The 14,973-nt window shown below is 68.4% G+C and carries 13 protein-coding genes; 4 read left to right on the plus strand and 9 right to left on the minus strand.

Annotation, left to right across the window (positions count from 1 at the left end; translation table 11 throughout):
- Window positions 1-21: 21 nt before the first annotated feature.
- The 4 genes from NVU01S_RS21955 to NVU01S_RS21970 all read right to left on the minus strand — a co-directional run bounded on the left by NVU01S_RS21955 (window position 22) and on the right by NVU01S_RS21970 (window position 4,833).
- Complete coding sequence (locus NVU01S_RS21955) at window positions 22-792, minus strand: phosphatase PAP2 family protein (protein ID WP_043673380.1); 771 nt, start codon at window positions 790-792, stop codon at window positions 22-24.
- A 215-nt stretch (window positions 793-1,007) separates the two neighbouring features.
- On the minus strand, window positions 1,008-3,539 hold the full coding sequence (locus NVU01S_RS21960) for an ABC transporter permease (RefSeq protein WP_043673198.1): 2,532 nt from the start codon (window positions 3,537-3,539) through the stop codon (window positions 1,008-1,010).
- The gene (locus NVU01S_RS21965) at window positions 3,539-4,315 is read right to left on the minus strand and encodes an ABC transporter ATP-binding protein (protein ID WP_052280770.1); all 777 of its coding nucleotides are present in this window, start codon (window positions 4,313-4,315) and stop codon (window positions 3,539-3,541) included. Before NVU01S_RS21965 ends, NVU01S_RS21960 begins: the two co-directional genes overlap by 1 nt.
- Window positions 4,316-4,395: 80 nt before the next feature.
- On the minus strand, window positions 4,396-4,833 hold the full coding sequence (locus tag NVU01S_RS21970) for a MarR family winged helix-turn-helix transcriptional regulator (protein ID WP_043673195.1): 438 nt from the start codon (window positions 4,831-4,833) through the stop codon (window positions 4,396-4,398).
- Between the two features lie 51 nt (window positions 4,834-4,884).
- On the opposite strand from NVU01S_RS21970, the gene NVU01S_RS21975 reads away from it, so the two are divergent.
- The 4 genes from NVU01S_RS21975 (at window position 4,885) to cqsA (ending at window position 9,070) form a co-directional block, all read left to right on the plus strand.
- Window positions 4,885-5,979 carry a substrate-binding domain-containing protein gene (locus NVU01S_RS21975; protein ID WP_052280769.1) on the plus strand — a complete coding sequence of 365 codons (1,095 nt, stop codon included), beginning with the start codon at window positions 4,885-4,887 and terminating at the stop codon, window positions 5,977-5,979.
- Window positions 5,980-6,073: 94 nt separating this feature from the next.
- Window positions 6,074-6,352, plus strand: a complete 279-nt coding sequence (locus NVU01S_RS21980; protein WP_042264129.1) for an FmdB family zinc ribbon protein — start codon at window positions 6,074-6,076, stop codon at window positions 6,350-6,352.
- A 17-nt stretch (window positions 6,353-6,369) separates the two neighbouring features.
- A complete protein-coding gene (gene fmdA, locus NVU01S_RS21985; protein ID WP_043673189.1) occupies window positions 6,370-7,623 on the plus strand; it encodes a formamidase in 1,254 nt (417 codons plus the stop codon).
- A gap of 223 nt (window positions 7,624-7,846) precedes the next feature.
- On the plus strand, window positions 7,847-9,070 hold the full coding sequence (gene cqsA, locus NVU01S_RS21990) for an alpha-hydroxyketone-type quorum-sensing autoinducer synthase (RefSeq protein ID WP_052280768.1): 1,224 nt from the start codon (window positions 7,847-7,849) through the stop codon (window positions 9,068-9,070).
- An 18-nt stretch (window positions 9,071-9,088) separates the two neighbouring features.
- On the opposite strand, the gene tuf is transcribed toward cqsA, so the two are convergent.
- The 5 genes from tuf to NVU01S_RS22010 form a co-directional block, all read right to left on the minus strand.
- Window positions 9,089-10,267 carry an elongation factor Tu gene (gene tuf / locus NVU01S_RS21995; RefSeq protein ID WP_043673186.1) on the minus strand — a complete coding sequence of 393 codons (1,179 nt, stop codon included), beginning with the start codon at window positions 10,265-10,267 and terminating at the stop codon, window positions 9,089-9,091.
- 316 nt (window positions 10,268-10,583) lie between these two features.
- Complete coding sequence (locus NVU01S_RS22000; RefSeq protein ID WP_043673183.1) at window positions 10,584-11,507, minus strand: hydroxymethylglutaryl-CoA lyase-like TIM-barrel protein; 924 nt, start codon at window positions 11,505-11,507, stop codon at window positions 10,584-10,586.
- Window positions 11,504-11,662 (minus strand): hypothetical protein, encoded by a 159-nt coding sequence (locus tag NVU01S_RS43495; protein WP_156161647.1) that lies wholly within the window; start codon window positions 11,660-11,662, stop codon window positions 11,504-11,506. Before NVU01S_RS43495 ends, NVU01S_RS22000 begins: the two co-directional genes overlap by 4 nt.
- A complete protein-coding gene (locus NVU01S_RS22005; RefSeq protein WP_043673180.1) occupies window positions 11,659-12,879 on the minus strand; it encodes a CaiB/BaiF CoA transferase family protein in 1,221 nt (406 codons plus the stop codon). Before NVU01S_RS22005 ends, NVU01S_RS43495 begins: the two co-directional genes overlap by 4 nt.
- A gap of 603 nt (window positions 12,880-13,482) precedes the next feature.
- Entirely contained in the window at window positions 13,483-14,412 is a 930-nt protein-coding gene (locus tag NVU01S_RS22010; protein WP_052280781.1) for a TauD/TfdA dioxygenase family protein, read from the minus strand.
- Between the last annotated feature and the right edge of the window lie 561 nt (window positions 14,413-14,973).

A 14,973-nucleotide genomic window follows, 5' to 3' on the forward strand; every position in this document is an offset into this window, starting at 1 on the left:
CCACGGTTTCGTGTCGAGTTCTCAGCTGGTCATCACCGGTTTCCGCGGCGCTGGCTCCATGCTGCCCCAGGCCGTCGCGGCCGCGGGGACGAGCTTGGGATGCAGCAGCGCGGCGAGGGCCAGCAAACCTACGGCGACGAGAATATCGAGCCAGTAGTGGTTGCCGGTGCCGACGACGACCACCGTGGTGATCGCCGGATGGGCGAGGGCGAGCCAGCGCCACGCCGTGCGGGCCGCGGCCACGATCGCGACGGCGAGCAGCAGCGCCCAGCCGACGTGCAGGGACGGCATCGCGGCGAATTGGTTGGACAGGCCGCCGGATTCGGCCGAGCCGTAGACCGAGGGGCCGTACTGCGCGGCCAGGTCGACGAAGCCGTACTCGGCCAGCATGCGCGGCGGCGCGAGCGGCACGAGCATGTGCACGACCAGGGCGGCGCCGGTCAACGCCGCCATCAGGTTCCGGGTCCACCGATAGTGCTCGGGCCGAAACACCCACAGCCACAGCAGCACCGCGACCGCGACGGTGAAATGTGCCGTGGCGTAATAGAAATTGGCGGGCACCGCGAAGAACTCGCGGTCCACGAAGATCGACTGCACCACCCGCTCGCTGGACATGCCGAGCCGGTGTTCCAGCCCGAGCAGTTCGCGCGCGTTGTCCACGGCGCGCACCGTGTCGTCGGCGGTGTACAGCCGCCCGACGCGATAGCCGAGGTAGAGCACGGTGATCAGCACGAGTTGCCCGATCGCTTCCCGACCGCGACCGCGTACCGCCGCGAGACCCACAGCCAGCATCGCCTGCGGCTCCTTCCCCATCCGACCAGGCCGGTACCCGGCCATTAAGTGGAGCTACAACCTCCGTTTAACCTAGCATCATCCCCGAGGCACCCCACGTTCCTGTGACCGGATCGACACAGGAGCCGATTACTCACCCTCCCAGCAGATTTCGCGTGCGTCGACACACGAGAACGGCGGGCCCCGAAAATCGGGGCCCGCCGCGAGGAATCGGATCAGAGGTCGGCGATCGCCGCCAACGGCGGCGTACGTGCCGCTCGTATACCCGGCCAGAGCGCGGCCAGCACACCCACCACACCCGAGCTGATCAGGACGAGCACCAGCTGCGACCACGGGATCGCGATCTGGTCGAGTCCGAGATCGCGCAGCGTACGCAGGAAGCCGACGCCCAGACCCAGCCCCAGCAGCATGCCGACGATCGCGCCGAACACGGCGATCAACATCGACTCCAGGTAGATGGTCCGGCGCACCTGCGCCCGTTGCATGCCGACGGCGCGCAGCATGCCGATCTCCCGCCTGCGCTCCACCACCGACAGCGCCAAGGTGTTCACGATGCCGAGGATCGCGATCACCACCGCCAGTGCGAGCAGCCCGTAGAGAATGGCGAGCAGCGTGTTGATCTGTTTGCCCTGCGCGCCTTTGAACTGCTCGTGATCCTGCACCTGGACCACCGGGAACGGCTCGGCCGCCCGCTCCAGATCCATGCGCATCTGCGCCAGATCCGCGCCCGGTTGCGCGGTGACCAGCACGACCACATTGCTCTGGAAGCTGACCGGCACCACGTCCTTGTAGATCGCGGGCGACACCACCAGCGCGCCGAGCAGCGGGGTCTTGCGGTAGACGCCGGTGACGGTCAGCGGCACCTTCTTGCCGTCGAAGCTGGTGAGCGTGACCTGCTGGCCCACCTTCCAGCCGCGTTCGTCGGCCTCGTCCTCGGACACCAGCATGTCCTTGTCACCGAGCGTGTCGGTGCCCCGCAGGATCTCGTAGTTCAGCGCCCGATCGAGCCTGCCGTCCGGTGACGTACCGCCGATCTGGTCGTCCTCGCCCAGTTTGAAGCCGACGCCGCGGATCCCGATCACGTCCGCCACATTGGGCACCGACTTGCGCACCGCCTCGGCCGCCCCGAAGGGCACACCGATGAATTGCTGACTGGACAGCACGTATTCGGACTTCACGCCCTTGTCCACCAGCACGCCCACACTCGCCTTCGCCGAGGCGCCGAGCATGCCGATCGCGGTCACCAGCATCAAGCCCAGGGTGAGCGCGAAAGCCGTTGCGGCCGTGCGCCGCGGATTGCGCGCGGCATTGTTGCGCGCCATCCGGCCGATCGGCCCGAACGGCCGCACGAACGCGCCGAGCCCCGCGACCACCGGCCGCGACAGCGCGGGCGCGCACAGCAGCACCGCGAGAATCAGGGCGAGCGCGCCGATTCCGACGGTCAGCGCGGCGTTGCCACCGGTGGACTGCGCGCCGAGCACGACCAGGACGGTCCCGGCCACCGCGAGCAGCGCGCCGACCAGCGTCCGCACCCGCAACGAGTCACCGGCCGAGGCGAATTCCTCGCGCATCGCCTCGACCGGCGGAATCTTCGCGGCGCGGCGCGCGGGTGCGTAGGCGCTGACCATCGTCACCGCGAGGCCGACCAGCAACCCGACGCCGATGGTGCGCGGCAGCACCGCCATCGAACCGGTCGGCAGGCCGAGATCGAAGGCGTTGAGCACCCCGGCCAACCCGTACGCCAGCCCGATGCCGCCCGCCAAACCCAGTGCGCTGCCGATCAATCCGATGACGAACGCCTCCGCGACCACGGACCGGCCCACCTGTTGCCTGCTCGCGCCGACCGCGCGCAGCAGCGCGAGTTCGCGCAGCCGCTGCGCCACGATCATGGAGAAGGTGTTGTAGATGATGAACGTGCCGACGATCAGCGCGATCGCACCGAAGGCGAGCAGGAAGTAGTTGATGAAGTTGAGCGCGTTGGAGATCTCCTTCTTCAGGTCCTCGCGCACCTGATCGCCGTTCTGCACTTTCAGGCTGGGCAGCGCCTTGGCCAGGTTGTCGCGCAGTTCGTCACCGGGGATGCCGGTGGCCGCGATATCCACATAGGCCACGTGCAGTCCGTCGGTGAACAGCTTGCGCGCCTGGGTGTCGTCGAACAGCAGGCTGATCAAACCGCCGGTGTCCGAAGGCATCTGGTAGAGGCCGGTGACCGTGACGTCGATCGGATCGCGCGCGGACGGGACCAGGATCTTGGTGCGGTCACCGACCTTCAGCCCGGCCCGCTCCGCGCCGCCGGCGTTGATCGCGATCTCGCCGGGCTGGGTGGGCGGCACCCCGGCGACGAACTTGTTCGGCTCCGCGACCGCCCGCTCCGGCGGTACGTAGGACTGGCCGAACGTGGGCGCGCCACCGGTCTGCACCGCCTTCTTGCCGTCGGGGGTGAGCAGCACGAGGACGCCGTTGACACTCGGCGCGATGGTCCGCACGCCGGGGTACTCGGCCAATTCGTCGACGATGTTGTTCGGCACGCCCAGCCCTTGCCGCTCTTTGGGGCTCACCCGCACATCGACGCCCTTGGCCTGCCCGGCGAAGATACCGTCGAACGTGCGTTGCAGCGTGTCGGTGAAGACGAACGAGCCGGCGATGAACGCGGTGCCGAGCACCACCGACAGCAGGGTCAGCGCGAGCCGCACCTTGTGCGCGGCCAGGTTGCGCAGCGCAACCTTGCGCATCGGACTTGCGGCCATCACGCCTGCTCCAGTGCCTTCATCCGGTCGAGCACGGTATCGGAGGTCGGGTCCCGCAGCTCGTCGACCAGGCGGCCGTCGGCGAGGAATACCACCCGGTCGGCGTAGGCGGCGGCGTGCGGCTCGTGCGTCACGATCACCACGGTCTGCCCGAACTCGTCCACCGCGGCCCGCAGGATGGACAGCACCTCCCCGGAGGCCCGGGAGTCCAGGTTGCCGGTCGGCTCGTCGCCGAAGATGATCTCCGGCTTGCCCGCGAGGGCGCGTGCGCAGGCCACCCGCTGCTGCTGTCCGCCGGACAGTTCGCTGGGCCGGTGGGTGAGCCGGTCGTTGAGGCCGAGCCGCTTCAGCACGGTGTCCAGCCAGGCCTGATCCGGTTTGCGGCCCGCGATGTCCAGCGGCAGCGTGATGTTCTCCAGCGCGGTCAGTGTCGGCACCAGGTTGAACGCTTGGAAGACGAAGCCGATCCGGTCCCGGCGCAGCCGGGTCATCTGCTTGTCCGAGAGCCCGGCCAGGTCGGTGTCACCGATGCGCACGGTGCCGGCGCTGGCGCTGTCGAGTCCGGCCAGGCAGTGCATCAGCGTCGACTTACCGGACCCGGAGGGGCCCATGATCGCCGTGAATTCCCCCTTCGCGAACTCGGCCGACACCCCGTCCAGCGCCCGGACCTGCGTATCTCCTGACCCATAGACCTTGACCAGGTCGATAGCGCGGGCCGCGACGGAGGCCGGGACCGCCACGTCGGCGGTGTCGGCGCCCAAAGCTTGCGAAGTCATGCACACCAGTCTTACCGCGTTCGGGCCCCCGCGCCATCAGGGAATTCCCCGAAACCCCGAGTATCGATGCGCCGCAGGTGCTAATGCACGGCGGGTTGAGCGTGCAATTGACCGATCAGGGTGACCAGCGACTTGGCCAAACGTCCCTTGGCCGCGGCGAGCGCGTCGAGGCCGCCCTCGGCTACCGCGCTGTTCATCGTCTGATACGCCAGCAGTCCGCGGCGGGTCGGGAACACCAGCACCCGGCGCCGGTCGACCTCGTCGACCTTGCGGTGCACGAGGTTGTCGGAAATCATGCCGTCGATCAGCCGGGTGAGGCTGGCGCCGGTGAGCAGGGTGGCCTCGGCCAGGTGCGACATCGGGTGACCGGCACCGTCGGCCACTGTCGCCAGGACGTGCCAGCGCGCGACCGAGGCTTCACCGAGACAGGTCGCGATGGCCCGGTCGAGTTCCTGTGACGCCCGGCGCACGAGTCGCGCCAACTCCTCCAGCGCGGCGGGGGCGGTGCTATCGTCCACCGGAGCACTATATCCAACGCCGCGCAGTAAATATTCAAGTGGAAATATACGGTGGTGATTCCGTTGCCGCTCTCGGGTTTTCGTCGCGCCACGGTGGACATCGCGCTCGTGGTGCCGCTCAGCGGGCCGGCGGGGATGTTCGGCCCCTCGTGTGAGGCCTGCGCCGCCCTCGCCGTCGCCGATATCAATGCCATGGGCGGCATTCTCGATCGCCCGGTGCGGCTGCATCCGGTGGACGCGGGCGCGCCGCTGCCGGTGCTCGCCGCGACGATCGATCGCATGGTCGGCGCCGGACTGGTCGACGGCGTCGTCGGATGGCATCTGTCCAACGCGCGCAAGGTGATCACGCCGCAGACCGCGGGCCGGGTGCCCTATGTCTATACGACGTTCTACGAGGGCGGCGAGGACTCCGACGGCGTCTATATGGTGGGCGAAACGCCGGAGCAGCAGCTGTTTCCGGCACTGCGCTGGCTGCGCGCCCAGCACGGCATCCGCCGCTGGTGCGTGGTCGGCAACGACTACGTGTGGCCGCGCGAAACCGCTAGAGCTGCCAGGGAATTCGCCGCGACCACCGATATCGACATCGTCGGCGAGACCTACGTGCCGTTGGGCGGGCGGGACTTTCGCCAGGCCCTGGCCCTGGTCCGAAGCTCGCCCGCGCAGGGCGTGCTGCTGTTCATGGTCGGCGCGGACTGCGCGGCGTTCAATCGCGCCTTCGCCAAGGCCGGGCTCGACGACGGCCGGGTGCGGCTGAGCATGATGATCGGTGAAGACGTGCTGTACGCCGGCGGCGCCGACAGTACCCGCGGATTGTTCACCGCCAGCGGCTATTTCGAGAGCGTGGTGTCCTCGGCCGGGATGGATTTCGGGGCCCGCTATCTGCAGGAGTTCGGGCCCGCCGCACCCGCGCTGAACAACATCGGCGAATCCTGCTACGAGGGACTGCTGCTGTTCGCCTCGCTGGCCGAATCCGCGCGCAGTCTCGATCTGCGTGCCATCGAACGCCACGCGCCCCGGGTGAGTTACGGCGGGCCGCGCGGTGAGGTGCGGGTGCGCGGCGCGCACACCACGCAACCGGTCTATCTGGCCGATGCCGACGCACTCGAATTCAGCGTGCGGGCCGAGCTGAGCTCGTCGAACTCGTAACCCGAACTTCACCACCCGGTTTCGCTGCGGCGACCTCGCGGCCTTTGTATCGTCGTCATACGAAACATATTCATATGAAAATAAAGAGGTACCCGTGCCCCTGTATCGGTTCCACTGCCGGGCGTGCGGCGGCTTCGACCGCGCCTTCGCCATGGCCGACGTCCCCGCCGCCGCGTCCTGCCCGGCCTGCGCCGCGGACAGCAAACGACAGTTCGGCGGCGGTGCGCTGATCCGCCCCGGCGCGGCGGCGACGCGGCTGCTCGACGCCACCCGGCGCACCGCCGCCGAACCCGCCGTCGTCGCGGCACCACCCCCGCGCCGGTCGGCACCCGTCAGCCGAAACCCCCTGCACCGCAAGCTTCCCCGCCCCTGACCCCGAAGGACGAGACCGTGCCCGAACTGCTGTTTCCGCTCGACTCCACCAAACGGTTCACCGATCAGAAGCTCATCGGCCACAATCGCTGGCACCCCGACATCCCCGCCGCGGTGACCGTCAAACCGGGCGACGAGTTCCGGGTGCACGTGCGCGAATGGTTCGACGGGGCCATCCACAACGACGATTCCGCCGAAGACGTCCTGAACGCGCCGCTCAGTACGGTGCACTGCCTGTCCGGGCCGTTCGCGATCGAAGGCGCCCAGCCCGGCGATCTGCTGATCGTGGACATCTTGGACATCGGCCCTATCCCCCAAGAGGATTCGGGCCCGCTGGCCGGGCAGGGGTGGGGCTACACCGGTATCTTTCCCACCGACAACGGCGGCGGCTTCCTCACCGAGCATTTCCCCGACGCCTACAAGGCGATCTGGGATTTCAGCGGGCAGACCACCACGTCCCGGCACATCCCCGGGGTGAAGTTCACCGGTATGACCCATCCCGGCCTGATGGGCACCGCCCCGTCGGCCGCACTGCTGGCGAAATGGAATGCCCGCGAGGGCGCGTTGATCGCCACCGACCCGCAGCGGGTACCGCCGCTCGCACTGCCGCCGGAACCGCGCGACGCCATCCTCGGCACCCTCACCGGCACCGAATTCGATCGCGCCGCGGCCGAGGCCGCGCGCACCGCACCGCCGCGCGAGAACGGCGGCAACCAGGACATCAAGAACTTCACCCGGGGCAGCAGGGTGTTCTATCCGGTGTTCGTGGACGGCGCCCACCTCTCGGTCGGCGACCTGCACTTCTCCCAGGGCGACGGCGAGATCACCTTCTGCGGCGCCATCGAGATGGGCGGTTTCATCGATCTGCGCGTCGATCTCATCAAGAACGGCATGGAGCTCTACGGCGTGGCCGAGAACGCCATCTTCGTGCCGGGCAATTCGGGGCCCACCTACTCGGAGTACCTCGCCTTCTCCGGCACCTCGGTCACCCTCGGCGGGGAGCAGCGTTACCTGGACGCGCAGTTGTCCTTCGAACGGGCCTGCCTGCACGCCATCGACTACCTCACCAAATTCGGCTACACGCCGGAACAGGCCTACCTGCTGCTCGGCGCGGCGCCCATCGAGGGTCGCTTCTCCGGCGTCGTCGACATCCCCAATTCGTGCGCCACGGTGTACCTCCCGACCGCGATCTTCGACTTCCCGGTGCTGCCCTCGACCTCGGGTCCCACCCGGCTCGACCCCGGTGCCGGAGCGCCGCACGCCACCCGCTGAACTGGCCGGATACGCTGAGCCGGTTGCGTTTCAGATTGTCGCGCAACCGGCTTGTGCGTACCGACCGGATCGCTCGTTGCCGAAGCATTGCGGAAGCCCGCGCGCCGACGCGGACGATAGTGGTCATCCGTCAAGTTATCGATTACGGTCCTGCATCGATAGCGCGGTGGTTCAATAAAACTGCGTGTGCTCTGAAGTAGCTAATGCTAGCGAAAGGAGTTCCATGGATCTGACCATCGCCGAACGGATCCAACTGCGCGTCGACGGCTTTCATTCGGACAGAATCGCCGGTCGCTGGGGCGGGCGGCACATACTGCACAGCCGCACCCCCCGATATGGCGATATCGTGCTCCGCAGCAACGACTATCTGGCGCTCACCGGCGACCCCCGCATCGCGCACGCGGTGCGAACCGCGCTGCGCTCCGCGCCCACCTGCGGCGCCACCCCGAGCGTCTTCCTGCACGGCGCGCACCCGCAGGTGGTGCTCGAGCGAGCGCTCGCCGAACATCTCCGGGCGCCCGCTGGTGTGCTCTGCCAATCCGGCTGGGACGCGAGTGTCGGCCTGCTGCAAGCGATCTCGGACGCCGAAACACCGGTCTACATCGATCAGTTCGCAAATATGTCGCTGTGGCACGGCGCCCGGGTCACCGGCTCGCCGACCTATTCGTTCCGGCACAACTTCCCCGGGCACCTCCGCGAGCTGATTCGCGCGCACGGGCCGGGGATCATCGCGGTGGACGCCATCTACGGCAGCAACGGCAGTCGCTGCCCGCTGACCCAGTTCTGCGAGATCGCCGACGAGACCGACAGCGTGCTGATCGTCGACGAATCACACGCGGCGGGCACCGACGGGCCCGCGGGCGCGGGCATGGTCGCCGCACTCGGCCTCACCGACCGGGTGCCGTACCGAATCATCAGCCTGGCCAAGGCTTTTGCCGGGCGCGCCGGTTTCGTCACCGCGAACAACCCCGACTTCGTCGACTACTTCAAGATGGAGTCGCATCCCTCGATGTTCTCCTCGACCCTGCTACCGCACGAAATCGCCGGGCTGGCAGCAACACTAGAGGTGATCCGGCTGGACAACTGGCGACGGCAGCGACTACGCGAACTCGCCACCACGATCCGGCGGGCGCTGACCACCCTCGAATTCGACCTGGAAGGTTCGGCGAGCCATATCGTCGCCCTACAGGCCGGACCTGATCTGCGCGGTGCCGCGATCCGCGACTTCCTGGAGTCCCGGGGCATTTTCGCCGCGCTGCTGTGCCCACCGGCCACCTCCCGGGACCGCACGCTGGTACGGCTCTGCCTGCACGCGGGGCTCACCGACGCGCAGGTCGACCGAATCATGGCGGCCTGCACCGATGTTCGCACCCACTTCGGCGCGACGCCGCCCATGGACTCCCGGCCGATCCCGACCGCGGTGGTGGGATCGACCGGTCGTCCATGACGTCCGCGGGGCGGGCCGCTAACCGACGGTCAGGACGGTGCCCGCGCCGACGGTGCGACCGCCCTCGCGGATCGCGAAGCCGAGGCCCGGCTCGAGCGGAACCGGACGACCCAGGCGGACGGTCAATTCGACCGTCTCCCCCGGCATCACCAGCCGCACGTCGCCGGGCAGCGACACGTCACCGACCACATCGCCGGTGCGGATGTAGAACTGCGGACGGTAGCCGGTGCCGATCGGCGTGCGCCGGCCGCCCTCCGCCGCACCGAGCAGGTAGACGCGGGCGGTGAAGCCGGTGTGCCCGGTCACGCTGCCCGGCTCGGCGACGACATGACCGCGCCGGACCTGCTCGCGCTGGACCCCGCGCAGCAGCAAGGCGACGTTGTCGCCCGCCTCCGCGTAATCCATGGTGCGACCGAAAGTTTCGACTCCGGTGACGACCGAGGTGAGTTCGTCGCCGAACCCGGCCACCGCCACCCGGTCGCCCAGACGTACCCGGCCACGCTCCACCGCACCGGTGACGACCGTGCCTCGACCGGTGATGGTGAGGACGTTCTCCACCGGCAGCAGGAAGGGTGCGTCGGTGTAGCGGAACGGGATCGGCACATACGTGTCGATCGCGTCCAGCAGCTCGACCAGCGCCGCGGTCCACCGCTCGTCGCCGTTCAGCGCCCGCAGCCCCGACACCCGCACGACCGGCACCTCGGCGCCCGGATAGCCCTGCGCCGTGAGCAGCTCACGGACCTCCAGCTCGATCAGGTCGAGCAGGTCCGGGTCACCCGCGTCGGCCTTGTTCAGGGCGACGACCACGTGCTCGACGCCGACCTGCCGGGCCAGCAGCACGTGCTCGGCGGTCTGCGGCATCACGCCGTCCAGCGCGGAGACCACCAGGATCGCCCCGTCCAGCTGGGACGCACCCGTGATCATGTTCTTCACGAAGTCGGCGTGCCCCGGCATGTCGATATGCGCGTAATGCCTTGTGGCCGTCTCGTATTCGACGTGCGCGATATTGATGGTGATGCCGCGCTGCGCCTCCTCGGGCGCCCGGTCGATCCGGTCGAACGGCACGAAGCTGCCGCCGCCGCGCTCGGCGAGCACCTTGGTGATCGCCGCGGTGAGGGTGGTCTTGCCGTGGTCGACATGGCCCATGGTGCCGATGTTGAGATGCGGCTTGGTGCGGACATAAACCTTCTTGGACATGTTCTTTCCTGGTTTCCCTGGCGGGCACGAGCGAGTGTGCCCGACGGTGTCGAGCGGGACCTCTGCGGCGGGGCGACCTTCCCCGTCCGAGGTCCCGGGACATCCCGGGGAAGGTCAGCTTCGCGCGCCGTCGAGCTGCGCGGCAACCAGTGCCGACGCCGCCAGGACAGCAGCCATCGCGCCCGCGACTGCGGACGATGCGGCGATGGCGTAGCTGAACATGCCGAAAACGATAAATGCCGGAGGTTCTCGACCGCGACCGAATTTTCGGCCGGCGCGTGCCAGGACACGCGTCGTCAGGTCACTGAGCTGGCACCTATCCGGACTGGGGGATCACCCAGGCAAAAGCTTCGGCTTTGGAACGCGCGCCTTCGGCGGTACGCGAGCGATTCGGCTCGCCGAGTTCGCTCAACAATCCCTCGGCCAATTCCACCAGGCCCGCGAGCGTCGGCGGAGTGAACCATTCAGGGCGGGTGGCGAAGAGAATATCCTCGGTGGAGGTATTGCCGCTCGCGCCCGGAGCAAATGGGCAGCCACCCAGGCCGCCGAGCGAACCGTCGACCATTGTCGCGCCCGCGCGCACCGCGGCCAACGTATTCGCGACACCCATTCCCCAGGTGTCGTGGCCGTGGAAAACGATGCGGCGCTGCGGGGTTCGCGTGCGTACCGCGGAAATCAACGCGGCCACCTCGGCCGGACCGGCTTGCCCGAGGGTATCGGCGATCACGATATCCGCAGCGCCGGCCGTGCGCGGATCGGCGGCGATGGCGAGCACCCGCTCGGGATCGACCGGGCCGTCGAACGGGCAGGTGAAGCTGGTAGCCAGGCAGAGCTGGATCGAGCCGCCGACCGACTCGGCGAGGCGCACCGCGTCCGGCATGGCCGCGACACTGTCCTCGGTGGTGCGGCCGATATTGGCTTTGTTGTGCGCGTCCGAGACCGAGAAGCAGTACTGGAAGTTGCGCACTCCCGCCGCGGCCGCCTTCGCCACGTGCCGCGGCGTCGCCACCCATACCCAACAACGTTGCAGCTCTTCGGGAGTGAGCGCGGCCACCAACTCCATGGTGTTCGCCATCGGCGGCACCAGATCGGGGCGCGCCATGGAGCCGATCTCCAGTTCCGGCACGCCGAGCGCGAGCAGCCGCCGGACCACCTCCACCTTGCGCTGCACCGGCAGCACCTTGCCGGTGAGCTGCAAGCCGTCGCGCAACGTCACGTCCCGCAGCACCGCGGCGGTCATCGCTCGTCCCGTTCCTGCCGCGGCGCGCACATCACACCGCCCCAAGGCTTTTCGTGCCCGCCCGCCGGATTCGGATGCACCGTGGGGCGGGTGAAGCCCGGCGAACGCAGATCACCGGGACCGCGCCCCGGCGGACGCCTGCGACCCTTCCTCATGAGGCCTCCAGGGCGTCGATCTCGGCGTCGCTCATGCCGAGCAGCCCGGACAGCACCTCGCGGGTGTGCTCGCCGAGGTCGGGGCCGACGTTGCGGATGGGCAGCGATTGCTCGCCGATGACCGGGACGATGCCGGTGAAGCCGACCGTCTTCGGTTCCGGCGCACCGACATCCACCGAAAAGGGCTGAATCATGTTGCGAGCCTTGTACTGTTCGTCGGCGACGATATCCGCCGCGGTGTAGATGGGGCCGCACGGAATGCCCGCGGCCTCCAGTGATTTCAGTGCGTCGGCGCGGGTGTGCCGACTGGTCCAGGCCGAAATCGCGGCGTCGAGCCGTTCATGGTGCCGCCAGCGGCCCGCGTTGTCCTGTAATTCCGGGTCGGCCGCCAGGTCCGGTCTGTCGATCACCTGCATGTAGCGCTGGAAGATGGCGTCGCCGTTGCCGCCGATGATGATGCTGACGCCGTCGCTGCACGGGTAGGCATTGCTCGGTGCGATACCCTCCACCAGACCGCCGACGCGCTCACGCTGGATACCGTACGCCAGATAGTCGGGGACCAGCGATTCCATCATCGATAGGATCGTCTCGTTCAACGCGACGTCGATGATGCGCTCCCGCAACGGGATCGGTGTCGCCGCCGTGGCCACCCGTTCCCGCTGGAACAGCGCCATCACCGTGCCGAACGCGGCGTACACGCCCGCGATCGAGTCGCCGATGGACACACCCGTGCGCACCGGCGGCCGATCCGGTTCCCCCATCAGTTCGCGTAATCCGCCGACCGCCTCGGCGACCGCGGCGAAACCGGGACGGGACGCGTGCGGGCCGGTCTGCCCGTAGCCGGAGATCCTGGTGATCACCAGGTTCGGGTTGATCCGGTCGAGGACCTCCGGGCCGAGCCCCCACTTCTCCAGCATGCCGGGACGAAAATTCTCCAGCAGCACATCGGAGCGGCGCAGCAGTTCCAGCACCACGTTCCGCCCGGCCTCGCTGCGCAGATCCAGCGTGATCGACTTCTTGTTCCGGTTCACCGTGCGATACAGCATCGACGTGTCGCCGCCGTAGAGCCGCCAGTTCCGCAGCTCGTCCCCGGCCTTGGGCCGCTCCACCTTGATCACCTCGGCGCCGAAATCGCCGAGGATCCGCCCGGCGGTCGGCGCGGCAATGTAATTGCCCAGCTCCAGGACGCGAACCCCGTCCAACGGCCGAATACTCATCGCACCAGTATGAAGGTCCCCTACGACACCGCTCAGCCCGCCGTAGGCCCGTCGTCATCGGCTAGGGGTAAGCGTTCCGGTGATGCCTCGCCGCGAAGCGCGAACGGCAGCCGACAGGAGCGCTCGACGACCAGCCGCTCCGAGCACGAATCCGCGGACCGATCCGGGCCGAAGTCACGGCCGACGGTCTAGCCACCACCCCGGACCACTGCGGTCCAGCGCACACGTCGACCGCTCCGGGTCCGCAACAGTCAGGTCCGCAACGCCCGGGTGCGTAACCATCAAGGTCCGGAACGGTCAGCGTCCGCAACAGTCAGGGTCCGCGACGCCCGCGCCCGCGACAGTCAGCGTCCGCAACGGTCAGGGTCCGCAACAGTCGGGGGTCCGCAATAGTCGGGGCCCGCGACAGTCAGCGTCCGCGACGCCCGAGCCCGCGACGGTCAGCGCCCGCGCCCGCAACAGTCAGCGTCCGCGACGGTCAGGGTGTGCAACCGTCAGGGTCCGCAACGGTCAGGGTGTGCAACCGTCAGGGTCCGCGACGGTCGGGGTGTGCGGGGAGTTGCCTGTGGTGGGCGACGCGCACGGCGGGGCGGGCGGGGCCGATCAGGAGGCGAGGCGGGTGGGTTGGTCGAGGACGGAGTAGTGCTCGGCGTTGCCGGCGATGATCTTGCTAGGGGTGCCGTCCACGGCTACCGGGATGTCACCGGCGAGGGTGATGCGGGTGAGTTTGCGGGGCTGGTCGTCGTAGTCGTCGATGGCGTAGTGCTGGGTGGCGCGGTTGTCCCAGATCGCGACGTCACCGGGTGCCCAGTTCCAGCGCGCGGTGTTCTCCAGGCGCGTGACACGATCCTGGAAGAGGCGGAACAGGGCCTGCGATTCGCCGGTGGACAGGCCGACGAAATGCTTGACGAAATGACCGAGCAGCAACGCGCGCTCACCGGTCTCCGGGTGTACCCGGACCACCGGATGTTCGGTCTCGTAGTGGCTGGATTCGAACTCGGCGCGATACGCCTGGGTGTTCGGGCGCAGCGGTTCCACGTTGCGCGCCGCGTAGTCGTAGACATTCGTGTGCACCGCCCGCAGGCTCTCCGCGAGCCGCCGCAACGGTTCCGGCAGCGACTCGTAGGCCGCCACCGTCGACGCCCACGTGGTCGACCCGCCGTAGGTCGGCAGGTGCACGGCCCGCAGGATCGACGCCTTCGGAATACGGTCGACGAACGTCACGTCGGTGTGCCAGCTGTTGGCGCGACCATGTTCGGAGTCGATCGCCAAACTCTTGACGCCGTGCGAGGTGACCGTGGGGTGCGGCGTCGTCGGGCTACCGAGCAGTTGCGCGAACTCGTACTGTCCGTCCTCGTCCAGGTGGTCCTGCCCACGGAAGAAGATCACCTTGTGCGCCAACAGCGCTCGCCGGATCGCCGCGACCGTCGACGCATCGAGGTCACCCCCGAGCCGGACATCGTCGACCCGAGCGCCGATACGTGCGCCGAGTTTCGTCACCGCGACAGTGGAATGAGCAGGTGCAACCGTCATGGAAATCAGCACACCACCCACCCCTCGCGGTTTACACCTTTTCCGTCGCCCTGATCCCAACCCACCCAAATCGCCCACCCCCAACCACCTCCGACTCGATACTCCCCCGCTCCCACACCCCTTCTGCGCCCCCGCACCCCCTACACCCCGCCACAGCGAGTGCGAAGCCCCAAAACCCTTGCGGCAAAACAACACCCACCACACGCGACCGGAAGCAACGCTCCTCCGCCCCCCAGCGCCGCACCCCTACAAAACGAGGCCACTCGAGCACTCGCCACACCACACCACGCCCAAGAGCAACACACCCGCCCCCGACTCCCGCACCCCTTCCACGCCCCCGCACTCCCTACGCCACTCCACAGCGAGTGCGAGAACCCAAAACCCGTGCGGCAACCAAACACCCACCACCCGCGGGCAGCAGCAACGCTCCTCCGCCCACACCAGCGCCGCACCCCTACAACCGAAGCCACTCGAGCACTCGCAACGCCACGCCACGCCACGCCTAAGGGCGACACGCCCTCCCCCGACTCCCGCACCCTTTCTGCGCCCTCGCACCCCCTG

The organism is Nocardia vulneris (assembly GCF_001613425.1).
Lineage (GTDB): Bacteria > Actinomycetota > Actinomycetes > Mycobacteriales > Mycobacteriaceae > Nocardia > Nocardia vulneris.

Coding starts and splice junctions, on each gene's coding strand:
- NVU01S_RS21965 (WP_052280770.1), bottom strand. CDS start 4,315: ATGACTTCGCAAGCTTTGGGCGCCGACACCGCCGACGTGGCGGTCCCG.
- NVU01S_RS22000 (WP_043673183.1), bottom strand. CDS start 11,507: ATGACCGCCGCGGTGCTGCGGGACGTGACGTTGCGCGACGGCTTGCAG.
- NVU01S_RS43495 (WP_156161647.1), bottom strand. CDS start 11,662: ATGAGGAAGGGTCGCAGGCGTCCGCCGGGGCGCGGTCCCGGTGATCTG.
- NVU01S_RS21955 (WP_043673380.1), bottom strand. CDS start 792: ATGCTGGCTGTGGGTCTCGCGGCGGTACGCGGTCGCGGTCGGGAAGCG.
- NVU01S_RS22005 (WP_043673180.1), bottom strand. CDS start 12,879: ATGAGTATTCGGCCGTTGGACGGGGTTCGCGTCCTGGAGCTGGGCAAT.
- NVU01S_RS21960 (WP_043673198.1), bottom strand. CDS start 3,539: ATGGCCGCAAGTCCGATGCGCAAGGTTGCGCTGCGCAACCTGGCCGCG.
- NVU01S_RS22010 (WP_052280781.1), bottom strand. CDS start 14,412: ATGACGGTTGCACCTGCTCATTCCACTGTCGCGGTGACGAAACTCGGC.
- tuf (WP_043673186.1), bottom strand. CDS start 10,267: ATGTCCAAGAAGGTTTATGTCCGCACCAAGCCGCATCTCAACATCGGC.
- cqsA (WP_052280768.1), top strand. CDS start 7,847: ATGGATCTGACCATCGCCGAACGGATCCAACTGCGCGTCGACGGCTTT.